General features: G+C 46.7%; 13 protein-coding genes. 3 read left to right on the plus strand and 10 right to left on the minus strand.

Features of this window, described 5'->3' with window-relative positions:
* Nucleotides 1-409: 409 nt before the first annotated feature.
* From NFR43_RS00005 to NFR43_RS00035, 7 genes are all read right to left on the minus strand, one after another.
* Nucleotides 410-658, minus strand: a complete 249-nt coding sequence (locus NFR43_RS00005; protein ID WP_251545278.1) for a YkuJ family protein — start codon at nt 656-658, stop codon at nt 410-412.
* 33 nt (nt 659-691) lie between these two features.
* The gene (locus NFR43_RS00010) at nt 692-1,717 is read right to left on the minus strand and encodes a lysylphosphatidylglycerol synthase transmembrane domain-containing protein (protein ID WP_251545280.1); all 1,026 of its coding nucleotides are present in this window, start codon (nt 1,715-1,717) and stop codon (nt 692-694) included.
* A gap of 1 nt (nt 1,718) precedes the next feature.
* Nucleotides 1,719-2,741 (minus strand): glycosyltransferase family 4 protein, encoded by a 1,023-nt coding sequence (locus NFR43_RS00015; protein WP_251545282.1) that lies wholly within the window; start codon nt 2,739-2,741, stop codon nt 1,719-1,721.
* Nucleotides 2,741-3,952 (minus strand): glycosyltransferase family 4 protein, encoded by a 1,212-nt coding sequence (locus NFR43_RS00020; RefSeq protein WP_251546156.1) that lies wholly within the window; start codon nt 3,950-3,952, stop codon nt 2,741-2,743. Before NFR43_RS00020 ends, NFR43_RS00015 begins: the two co-directional genes overlap by 1 nt.
* A 124-nt stretch (nt 3,953-4,076) precedes the next feature.
* Entirely contained in the window at nt 4,077-5,804 is a 1,728-nt protein-coding gene (gene ptsP / locus NFR43_RS00025) for a phosphoenolpyruvate--protein phosphotransferase (protein WP_251545283.1), read from the minus strand.
* Nucleotides 5,804-6,070 (minus strand): phosphocarrier protein HPr, encoded by a 267-nt coding sequence (locus NFR43_RS00030; protein WP_251545284.1) that lies wholly within the window; start codon nt 6,068-6,070, stop codon nt 5,804-5,806. The genes ptsP and NFR43_RS00030 overlap by 1 nt, the downstream gene beginning before the upstream one ends.
* Nucleotides 6,071-6,181: 111 nt before the next feature.
* Nucleotides 6,182-6,367: a hypothetical protein gene (locus NFR43_RS00035; RefSeq protein ID WP_251545285.1), complete on the minus strand. Its 186-nt coding sequence runs from the start codon at nt 6,365-6,367 to the stop codon at nt 6,182-6,184.
* A gap of 272 nt (nt 6,368-6,639) precedes the next feature.
* Between NFR43_RS00035 and NFR43_RS00040 the strand changes: the two genes are divergently transcribed.
* Nucleotides 6,640-8,859, plus strand: coding sequence for an ATP-dependent Clp protease ATP-binding subunit (locus NFR43_RS00040; protein WP_251545286.1), 2,220 nt, complete (start codon nt 6,640-6,642; stop codon nt 8,857-8,859).
* Nucleotides 8,860-8,915: 56 nt separating this feature from the next.
* Here NFR43_RS00040 and NFR43_RS00045 read toward each other — a convergent pair whose 3' ends face one another.
* Together NFR43_RS00045 and NFR43_RS08540 are read right to left on the minus strand one after the other, a co-directional pair.
* Nucleotides 8,916-9,503, minus strand: coding sequence for an ECF transporter S component (locus tag NFR43_RS00045; protein WP_251545287.1), 588 nt, complete (start codon nt 9,501-9,503; stop codon nt 8,916-8,918).
* Between the two features lie 86 nt (nt 9,504-9,589).
* Nucleotides 9,590-9,802 (minus strand): toxin-antitoxin system HicB family antitoxin, encoded by a 213-nt coding sequence (locus NFR43_RS08540; RefSeq protein ID WP_407658112.1) that lies wholly within the window; start codon nt 9,800-9,802, stop codon nt 9,590-9,592.
* A gap of 136 nt (nt 9,803-9,938) precedes the next feature.
* On the opposite strand from NFR43_RS08540, the gene NFR43_RS00050 reads away from it, so the two are divergent.
* Entirely contained in the window at nt 9,939-10,667 is a 729-nt protein-coding gene (locus tag NFR43_RS00050) for a MucBP domain-containing protein (protein ID WP_251545288.1), read from the plus strand.
* Nucleotides 10,668-10,672: 5 nt separating this feature from the next.
* Nucleotides 10,673-11,449, plus strand: a complete 777-nt coding sequence (gene proC / locus NFR43_RS00055) for a pyrroline-5-carboxylate reductase (RefSeq protein ID WP_251545289.1) — start codon at nt 10,673-10,675, stop codon at nt 11,447-11,449.
* Nucleotides 11,450-11,500: 51 nt separating this feature from the next.
* Here proC and NFR43_RS00060 read toward each other — a convergent pair whose 3' ends face one another.
* Nucleotides 11,501-11,689 (minus strand): hypothetical protein, encoded by a 189-nt coding sequence (locus NFR43_RS00060; protein WP_251545291.1) that lies wholly within the window; start codon nt 11,687-11,689, stop codon nt 11,501-11,503.
* Nucleotides 11,690-11,852: the final 163 nt, after the last annotated feature.

The following is an 11,852-nucleotide window of genomic DNA, read 5'->3' on the forward strand; positions in this document are numbered from 1 at the left end:
TAAAATAAGAATTTGAGATAGCTCTCAAAATAAATTAAAGCGAAATTGACTTCGCAAATGTTTTGCTTTGATCTTACGATCAAAGACCCTACACATTTGATTCGTCGAAACTTTATTCAGTTTTCAAAGGTCTACCATGCTGATGAACAAATCATATCAGCGATTATAGATATTACCAAAACATGAAGAACTTGTCAACCATTATTTTTGATAACTTTGATTGATCAGCAGCGATTACTGATAACCGCCGTGACAACGATAAATAATATACCAGTGATTACTAACAGTTGTCAACAAACTTTCGCAATCTTTTTGAACTTTTTTCTAAAGCTGGACAATCAACTTTGGAGACCATTAGAAGTTCGAAATTACCGTCACATCTCTGAATAACTAAACAGCTTTATCCGGTTTAAAATGAGAAGTGGAAATCGTACAGACATTCATAAATCTCAATCGCTGCTAAATCTAAATTATCAAAAGTCAGCTTTTGCTCCGGATCATACCGCTCAACTAAAAATTCACCAGTACTTTGCCGGTAAGTAACCTTACAAACTGGAACCCCATATTGGGCAAACTCCCGGACCTGCTGGTCACTACTTTGATCCATCGCCATGGCATCGAGGCGCTGAATAATTTTTTGTAAATTTGAATGGATCATACACTTCTCCTAAATAAAAGGAGCTTAGTGCGACTAAACTCCCATACTATTTTTAACTTTATCTGGTTTAACAATTAATGCGAACATTCCAGCAAACATGCCGAAGTAATAAGTCAAAATCCGCCATAATAACATGGCCAAAACCAACTTACTATGTGAACTGGTAAAGGTCGTAAAAAGAACTGCAAAACTGTATTCCGCACCTCCAGTCCCCCCTGGGATTGGAAATAAAGAAATAATCATAAAAATCAGTGTGTGCAAGCTCATCGCCATCACGAGGTTGACCCCATAAATGTTTAATGATAACAGAATGAAATACGGAATAATATAGTATGCCAAGAGTTGCAGTAATGTTACTCCCGCCACCTTAGCTAACTTTCTATATTCAGTTTTCATTTTAAGACTCTCCTGGTAGAAAGAGTCAACCTTCTCATTTAAGGAAGCTTTAATGCTTTCATAACGTTCAGTCGGCACAAACCAATTAACCGGTTTAATCACCAGGTTCATCAAATGCTTTGTAAATCGATACCAGTACATAACCATTAGCAAGGCGACAATCACACTCAAGTGAATCACAAAGCCAAATATCACCAGCAACGATAACACATGCAGTTTTTCCGCAATGTAGTGGAAGCCGATCAAAATGCTAATGATAAAGTTCACCACAATCATGGACTGAAAGACAACAAACTTCATTAACAAAACGGAACTGGCAATGCCGCCATCAACCCCCGACTGAAGCATTGCCACCAATTGGGCCGGTTGTCCACCAGTCGAAAAGGGAGTAATGCCATTAAATAATTGTTCAATCAGTGGCAACCGGAGTGCATCTTTCCAGGTAAAACTCGGGTAGCGATTAGCCATAAAGATTTTAACTGTGACCCCTTCGAGCCCCAAATACAGGCAAATACACAAAACCGCCACTAAAAACCAGCCCCAGTTCATGGTGGCAATATCATGACTAATCTCGTGAAGGTTGGTATCACGAAGCGAATAAGCAAAAATCCCCCCGCCAAGCAAGAGCATGAGAATCAAAACTAACCAATTCTTTCTTGACATCTTATTTCTCCTTTGCCTGCTCAGTATAGAACTGGAACCAAATTTGTGCCAAGTGATCTTTCGAATAACGGTGGGCGGCTTGTTCCGCCTTAGATTTTAGCGTCTGCAACTCCGCTGGCGAATGTACTAACTCCGTCAGCGTTCGCTGCATCTCATCAACATCCGCAGCCGGTGCATAATATCCATCAATGATGGAATGGTATAAATCAAGGTCCCGTAACATGACTGGGGTTCCACAAGAGAAAGCTTCCAAAACTGACATCGGAAACAATTCATTATACGAAGGCAGCAAAAATAAATCCGCCACGTTATTCAATTCCGCAATCTCTTGCCGAGAAACGATCCCAGGGAACCATAAGTTAGCCGGTGGGTTCTCAACTACTTTTTTAAGTTCCTTATAGCCATCCGTCATCGCACCAAACGAGAAACCCCCTGCCCAAATAAATTGGATCTCAGGATTCTGCCGGGCCAGCCGAATAAAATCAGGGACCCCCTTCCGTTCTTGCACCTGACCACTACCAAACACCACAAACTTATCCTGTGGCACATGGTACTTTTGCCGTAACTGCCGTCGCCGGTCAGCATTCACTGGATAAAAATTATCACTATCCACAAAGTTAGGAATGTAGGTCACCTTTTCTTCCGGGATGCCATAAGCTGCCAATTTGGGAATAAAGGACGGATTAACGACCACAATGTGATCCATCCGCTTATAAAAAGCGATAATGTAACGATAGAAAATCCCCCTGAATGGTTGGGGAATTTTTAAGCTCCCCTCCATCGTTTCCGGGAGAAAATGGACGTAACCAATTTTGCGCCCCCGCTTTTTTGAAAAGGTGGAGAAATAAAATGGCAGGTCAATGGTGTGGTAGTGACTGATATCACTCGTTCGCCACTGGTTAATGGCAATGTCAAATTGGTCAGCAAACCGGTGCCGTAACATCTTCACGAGTTCGAGGTAGGCACTACCGACCCCCTGCCCCTTAACCTTGTCCGCAGAAGAATACATCGTGATTTTTAACATTAGAATCTCCTTGAACGATGAAAGGCATGGTGATGACGTGGCGTCAACGCCTGCTCTTTCTTTAATTGTGCTTGACAGTCCTCATAGAATTCAATCACCCGGCGCCCAAAGACGGCTGCCGAAATATCGTGCAGCTTTTGCTGACGCTTGATCGTCGCTTCAGGCGATGGCGGATTATGCAAATAATTGATCACCCCTTGCACAAGCTCTGACCGCTTTTGAAAGCTGAGCCCAATCCCCGGATCATCAATTAACTGGTCGGTATACTCACTTCGCCGGACGACAATTGGGAGATCCGAAGCCAACGCCTCGTCATAGGTCAAACCCTGCGATTCTGAATCAGAGGCTGAAACAAAAACGTCCGCCATCTGGTAATAATGCGGTACTTGATCGTTATCAATTTGGCCAGCAAAGGTCACGTGGTCACGTAAATTCATTTCCCGAACCTGACGCTCTAGTGACGCCCGGGCCGGACCGTCACCAACGATCAATAACTGAACCCGTGGTTCTTGAGCAATAATATCGGGCATGGCGGCGATGAGCCCACCAATATTTTTCTCAAAGGCCAACCGACTCAGCGATAACATCACTGGGGTGTCCGGTTGGTACCCATACTGACTCCGAAGCGCCTGTTTCTGGGCCGTGGTATCACGTAGCTCATAAACCCGCAAGTTCACCCCGGTCGGGATAATGCGGATCGGAGACTCAACGTGATAGCTTTCCAGCACATCCAAGACTCGTTCGCTCGGTGCCACAATTCCTGACATGTTTTTTAGGTAAAAGTGGGCCAAACGAGCCACATCTTTTGGTTTAAGAATCCGGCCATTGGCAATATAATGCAGGTAATCCTGATACATCGTGTGGTAGGTATGTAAACAAGGAATCCCCATTTCCTTGGCAACGAACTTGCCCATCACCCCCAGAGAAAATTCAGTCTGGTTATGCACAATGTCTAACTGGAGCTTTCTGGCAATCCGCAGGACCTTAAACCAACCAGTAAAAGCAATCCGCCGATCCTTGAACGAAACGAAAGGCACACTCGGAAAGCGATAGATACCATCCGCCGGACTATCCGTCGCCCGGGGGTCAGAGGAAGTAAAAATGTAAACGTGGTGGCCCTGGGCAATTAATTCATCCCGGAGGGTTTTAATGGAAGTCGCCACGCCGCTTACTTGTGGAAAATATGTATCTGTAAACAGTCCGATATTCAAACGAAATTCTCCTTTTTCAGCGTATTTCATCGTTATACATTCTAATCATTTTAAACTTTCTCGTGGCTCCTCGCAAGTCAAAGCCCCCCTCACGGAAAATCCGTGAAGGGGGTCCCTATAATGGTTAAGCTTCATTTTGGTATAAATCAGGTAAATTTTTGCGGACTAATTGTTCAACCTGCTCCGCATTTTCTAAGTTCAACGCCTGGTGCAAAAGCGGTTGGAGTTGCCGAACCGACAGGCCACTCACCAGGTGGCGGAGTGGCAACACATGGTCACTTGGGACCGAAAATTCATCGAGCCCCATTGCCAGAAGTAATGGTTCTGCCACATGGCGGGCCGCCAGGTTTCCACATAAGCTTACCCACTTACCCTCGGTATGCGCCTGTCGAATGACGTGCAATACTGACCGTAACATTGCGGGATGCAAGCCGTTAGTAAGGTCGACCACGTCTGGATTCGACCGGTCCGTGGCAAAAATATATTGGGCAAGGTCGTTAGAGCCGATGCTAAAGAAATCAGCATACAAGGCAAACTGGTCCGCCATCGTCACGGCCGCCGGGGTCTCCACCATCATGCCGACAGGAATATTTTCGGCAACCACCCGCCCCTGTTGGAGCAGGTGTTGGCGTTCTTCGTCAACCAGTTGGCGGGCTTGAAGAAATTCATGCACCGTCGTCACCATTGGAAACATAATTGCGATTTTACCGTAAGCCGAGGCCTTTAGCAGGGCCCGAATTTGTGTCCGCAACAAGGTGGTTTGCTGAAGGCCTAGTCGCAGGCCACGCACTCCCAAAGCCGGATTGGCTTCTTGGTCCGTGGCATCGTTATTGATGACCTTATCGTTGCCCAAGTCGAGGGTTCGGACGACAACTAGTTGTTCCGGCATGGTGGTGACCACCCGCTTATAGGCGCGGAACTGTTCATCCTCTGAGGCCACTTGGCCGTTTTCTAAGGCCATAAATTCGGTCCGAAAGAGCCCCACACCCTCGGCACCGCTCTGGACGACCTCATCAATTTCATCTGGTAACGAAATGTTGGCCGCTACCCGAATGCGCTGGCCATCCGTACTCCGCGTTTCTTGGTGCTTCAGTTTGCCTAAATCACGATTTTCACGCGCGTGTTCCCCCGCCAGTTGTTGATATTCATCAATTTCTTGCGGAGATGGTTGGAGAATGACTTTGCCGTGGACGCCGTCAACGATCGCGACCATGTCATCGTGGGCGTACTTGGTCACCTCGTGGGTCGCCACCACGCTCGGAATCGCGAATTCTTCTGATAATAATGAAAAATGGGACGTCGCACCACCTAGATCGGTCACAATTGCGGCCACCAGGTGGCGGTCAAACCGCACCACTTGCGTCGGGCTAATTTCGTGAGCCACAATCACAGCGCGGTGATCCAACTTGGCAACGTCAGGAATCGGTTCACCAAGCAAGTGACTCAGCATCCGTTGCCCGAGGTCCGTTACTGCACTACCCCAAAACGGGCTACTAGCAGCAACCGTGGACAACCGTTTGAGTTGGTCGACTAATTGCTCGACCGTCCATTCAGCGGTCCACCGGTTCTCCGCTAACATGTCGAGCGCCAATTGGCGGATTTCTGGATCATCGAGAATGGTCAATAAGGTCTGAATCGTCATAATCGGATGACCAAATTCATCCGTGGCCTCTCGACCAATTTTGACCAGCTCTTGACGCGTGAAAGAAAAAGAATCACGAAGCCGTTTAGCCTCGTGATCCTCATCACTTGCCACCTTTGCAGGTGCGGTTAGACTGGATGCCCCCATGACATAAACTGGCGCGATGGTAATGCCACCCCCAGCTGCAATGCCGTTGAGTACGTGGGACATTAGTCAGCCAGTCCTTCCTTCTTCATCGTTTCTTCGATTGCTGCAATGGCTTCTTTTTCGTCGTCACCTTCAGCAGAAATCGTTACTTCGGCGTTTTGGCCAACACCAAGGGACATTACACCCATGATGGACTTCAAGTTAACACTCTTACCGTTGTAAGTTAAAGTGATGTCTGAAGTAAACTTGGAAGCAGTTTGAACTAAAATAGTAGCAGGGCGTGCATGAATCCCAGTTTCAGCAGTAACAGTAAAATCACGTTTTTCCATTATAATCATTCTCCTTAGAACAATGTATAGCGAGGCAGCGTTAACAGCCCCTTACTTTGTCTTATTATAGCGATTGTAAGCGGTAAATACAAGCGAAAAATTATTACTGACTTAATCATTGATAAGATGATAGTGAATTTCACCACCATGTTTGGCGTCCCCTTCAATTTGGGACCGGTACTGGTAACCTTGAAAGACCTTCTGGAATTCCAAGAACTCAGCTGGGTGAATCACTAATTCTGCGATCTCACCATTATGTAATTGGTCAAGTTGCGCTGTAAAATCATTATCCGCCATTTGATCATCTCCCTACACTCTTTACCTATAATATCATAGTCTTTTTTGATCAAACTAGTCGCTTTTTAGCAAACATTGATAAAGAGTGCTAAAATTTATTTAGGTGGTTCGACGTCAAAATCGCGTTCAACCTAATCATGGCAAGGTTTTTCGCCGTTAACACCAATTGCGATTTTTCCTTGCTTTCTGAAAAAAAGTAAGTATAATGATAATCAATAGTCAAGAAAGGTCAAACTTTTTTAGGAAACGTGTGAGGAGGTATTAATCCGACAATGCTATGTCAAAACTGTCATGAAAATCCTGCTACCATTCACCTGCAAATGATGGTTAATGGACAAAAGATGCAGGTCGACCTCTGTCAAAACTGTTATGAAAAATTTAGTAATATGCAAATGAATCTGATGAATGGAGGAAATGATATGAACAACGGTGGATTTGCCTTTGGAAATATGGAAGACTTCATGAACGCTTTAAACGGCATGCAAAGCCAAGCCGCTGGCAACGCTGGGGCGGCCCAAGGCCAACGTCAAGGTGGCGGCCGGAATGGTAAGGGCGGTATGCTCGCTCAATTTGGAATTAACATGACCGACCTGGCCCGGCAAGGTAAGATCGACCCCGTCATTGGCCGAGACAACGAGATTAAGCGGGTTGTCGAAATCCTCAACCGGCGGACAAAGAACAACCCGGTTCTGATTGGTGAAGCCGGGGTTGGGAAGACCGCGGTCGTGGAAGGATTAGCCACTGCAATTGTTTCCGGTGACGTGCCTGAAAAGCTCCAAAACAAGGAAATCATCCGGCTCGATGTAGTCTCCCTCGTTCAAGGAACGGGGATCCGGGGCCAATTTGAAAAGCGGATGCAACAATTAATTAAAGAAGTTTCCAAGAACCCGAACATCATCCTCTTTATTGATGAAATTCACGAAATCATGGGCGCCGGCAATGCCGAAGGCGGCATGGATGCTGGGAACGTTTTGAAACCAGCTTTGGCCCGTGGAGACTTCCAATTAATTGGGGCCACCACTCTTAACGAATACCGCAAGATTGAAAAGGACGGCGCGATGGCCCGGCGGTTCCAACCAGTCCAAGTGGATGAACCATCTGTCGAAGAAACCATTCAAATCTTGAATGGCATCAAGGGCCGCTACCAAGATTATCACCACGTTAAGTACACTGACGACGCGATCGTCGCCGCGGCTAAGTTATCTGACCGGTACATCCAAGACCGGTTCCTGCCTGACAAGGCTATCGACCTTTTGGATGAAGCTGGTTCCCGGAAGAACTTGACCCTCAAGAATGTCGACCCTGAAGCGATTGAAAATGAAATCCATACGGCTGAAGCTCACAAGCAACAAGCGGTGGATAACCAAGATTACGAAAAGGCTGCCTTCTACCGTGACCAAGTTACCCGCCTGACGAAGGCCAAGAAGGAAGCTGAAGAAAACAAGGTTGAAGATGAAGCCACGGTGACCGTTAAGGATATGCAAGACATCGTCGAAGAAAAGACCAACATCCCAGTTGGTGACCTTCAACAACAGGAAGAAAACCAATTGAAGGACCTCGACAAGAAGCTTGACGAACATATCATTGGCCAAAGTGAAGCCGTTGATAAGATTGCCCGGGCCATCCGGCGGAACCGGATTGGTCTGAACAAGTCTGGTCGGCCAATTGGCTCCTTCCTCTTCGTTGGCCCAACCGGGGTTGGAAAGACGGAAACCGCTAAGCAATTAGCTCAACAACTCTTTGGTTCTAAAGATGCGATGATCCGCTTTGACATGTCCGAATACATGGACAAGACATCGACTTCCAAGTTAATCGGGGCTGCTCCTGGTTACGTTGGTTACGAAGAAGCTGGTCAACTGACTGAACAAGTCCGGCGCCACCCTTACAGCCTCATCCTACTGGACGAAGTTGAAAAGGCGCACCCAGATGTCATGCACATGTTCCTGCAAATCCTGGACGATGGTCGGTTGACTGATTCCCAAGGACGGACCGTTTCCTTCAAGGACACGATCATCATCATGACTTCCAATGCCGGATCCGGCGATGCGGTTACTAGCGTTGGTTTTGGTGCTGAAGCTTCTGGGAATGCTTCCTCCGTCATGGACAAGCTAACCAACTACTTCAAGCCAGAATTCTTGAACCGGTTCGATGACATTGTTGAATTCAATGCCCTCACCAAGGACGACCTGATGAAGATCGTCGATTTGATGATCGCCGATGTCAACAACATGTTGGCTGACCGCAAGCTCCACATTGACGTTCCAGAAAACGTCGATGAAAAACTCGTCGAATTGGGTTACAACCCGAAGATGGGAGCACGGCCACTCCGTCGGGTCATCCAAGAACAAATCGAAGACCAAATCGCTGATGTGGTGCTTGATAACAGCGATGCTCACGATTTGGCAGCTGAATTAAATGGTGACAAGATCAAGGTGGTCGCTAAAAACTCAGCACCGGCTGAAGATCAAACCACAGATCAAGTTAGCAAATAACTCGTAAATACTAAAAGCTTCGCTTATTACCCAGTCGGTAATGGCGAAGCTTTTTCTTATTTATTCAAATGTTTTAACAATGGGACCGCGATTAATGGCACGACAATGGCGGTGACGATTAATTCTGCCATTCCGTTAGTGCCTAAAATCGTTGCTAGAGCAACTGCTAAGCCGGATTGCTGGACGTGGTAACCTGCCGCCACGGCCGGCGTATTAGCAAACAGGAAAATCCCACCCAAGACTAACAGTGAATTAGTTAGCGAAGCTAAGGCACCGGCAACCCCGGCCGCTAACCGTGGTTTGTGACCACGAAAGGCAAGAAAGACGTAACCGGCAACCACGCCAACGAGGATCCGCGGAAGCACAGCAATCACCGGATTCGTAAACACCAGTGGTGCTAAGGCACTACTTGGATAGACGAAGGCGCGGACCCAGGTCAGGATTCCCCAGGCACCGCCGACGATGGCTCCATCAAGCGGTCCGCAGACGACGGCAATCACCGCCACAGTAATCGGCAAAGTAGTAATGGATAGCGGCCCCAACGGAATATTCCCCAAAAATGGTAGGAAGTCCTGAATAACAATCAAGACAATTAATAACGTCCGCCGCGTCATGTTGTGAATTTGTTGACGTTGACGATTCATAATTCTCTCCTCAATTTTTAATGGGAGCATTATACCATTTCTAGCTCAACAACAAAAGTTCGTCTCAAATTGAGACGAGCTTTTTACTAAGAATGCAGGTATTCCCTCAACGCTTCCCCGACCACCTTGTTGAGGCTTTCACCTTTTTCTTCGGCTGCTAAGGCTAGATCACGATGTAGTTCTAGGGTAACTTGAACCTTAAACGTGCCTTTATAAGATATCTGCGGGGTTCCTCCTTCGGCTTTACAATCTGCTAAGTACTCATCAATTACACCGTGGAAATCATCTCCAATTTTCAAAACCTATATTTAAATTAGATTCTACCCCATTTTCAGATTTCTAGCTTTCAATTAAGATTATTAAGATTACTCTCTTCCCCACCGCAATCGCGGTATACTAAGGATAATCAATCAAAAATTAATGGAGCTGAAACTCATGAATACTTTAAAAACTGGTCGCCCAATTTGGGTCTACTACCTGGATATCGACTCGGGCAGCAACATCATTGTGCCCCAATTAGTCCGGGGCTTCGAAAATGATGGCTATACCGTTGTCAAAAAAGATTTTCCACAATACAAATTAGTCAAAACCACCGGGAAAACTTCCGGCACCTTCGACGGCAGTCAGGAGGACGTCCATTTCTACTACCGGAAAAAGGGCTGGGGTGAAATCGAGGACATTGATATGTACCTCTACCTGGAACAACCAACTGTCCAATATGATCGGGTCGAAGGAATGGCTATTGATAACCCGCTCCCTGGTCAAATGTACGTCCGCTCCTTCCAACGGGTTGCCACAACCAAGGCTGAATTTTGGTACGAAGTCAATGCTGACCGCTGGATCAAATTCGACGTCAACACGATGAAGATCGTTCACCAGGACCCCTTTGCCAAGGAACCACCGGTCAAGGATGGCCCCGTTGCCGACCTGCGGGTGCTGCCACTCAATAAAGTGCCAGCCACGGTCGACTACCTCAAGGGAGGCCACCTCTATACCTACGATTACCCATATGGTAAGTCCACCGATACCGTTGCCAATGGTCAAGACCTTATACTGGTCGGTCGCATGGAAGACGAAAATGGTGTCACTTGGTACCAAGACGAAAGCCGTGGTTTCATCAATGGTGCGTACGTCCGCTTAGCAAACGAAGTTGAGGATGAGTAATGAGGATGAGTAAGATGAAAATTGGTGTCATTGGCGCGGGAAACATGGGGACCGCAATGATTAAAGGGTGGCTCAATGATGATCACCAAAAATTAGCCGTGCTGAACCCGGAAAACCCACGGGTAGAACAATTTTGTGCAGCCCATCAGTTACCACTTTTTCATGAAGCTCACGAGTTAATTGGCTGGCAACCGGAGTTACTTGTCTTCACTACTCCTGCTCCGGTCACCTTAAGTGTCATTAAACAATTTAAACTGATTTCAGCTAAAGTCATCATGGTATCTGCTGCGGCTGGGGTGAAGCTTACGGACCTGGAAGCAAGCTTGCCTAATCATCCCTGGATTCGTATTATTCCAAATATCCCGGTGACCGTTAATGCTGGGACAATTGGTATCACCATGGGACAAAATACTAAACAACACCATGAGCTGATTACTAAAACTTTCGAAGTTCTTGGTAACTTAATCGAGGTCCGGGAAGATCAACTCAATATTGTCGGCACCGTGGGTGGTTGTGGCCCGGCCTTTATTGATGTGGTGATGGACGCCCTCGGTGACGCCGCCGTCAAACACGGTCTGGATCGTGAACATGCTTACCAATTAGCTGCTAGTATGGTCGCTGGATCCGGAAAATTAGCATTACAAACGGGCCTTAGCCCCGCCACTTTGCGTGACCAGGTCACCTCACCAGGTGGCACTACTATTCGTGGTGTTCTAGCACTTGAAAAACATCGGGTGCGCTACGCGCTGATAGACGCGATTGATGCCGCCAGTGACAATTAAAACTTAAAATGCCGTTCAGGAACCAAACTCCTGAGCGGCATTTCTTTTCATTTAGCTTAATTTTTGACCATCAAACCAGTAATCATTGTAGTCGCTGTTACCGTCCGTCAAGGCCGTACTCCGGAAGATGACCGTAATGGGTTCGTTATTAGCAATTGCGTTTTTCAGACTTTCATTATCAATGACTAAATTGTGCGCTGTACCCAGATTGGTCAGCACCATATAAATAATAATAGGCATTCTTCAAATCCGGACGAGAACCCACGGCAACATTTTGCCGGGCAATCTCATGACCGTTTTGCTCCAGCAAGATGACGTAGTGGTTGGTATCCTTGCCGCGGTTATTAATATGAGGCCAACCAGCCACTCACCGTTAACTGGTTATTTTGGATACTGATTTGAT

Source organism: Limosilactobacillus caecicola, assembly GCF_943192935.1.
Classification (GTDB): Bacteria; Bacillota; Bacilli; order Lactobacillales; family Lactobacillaceae; genus Limosilactobacillus; species Limosilactobacillus caecicola.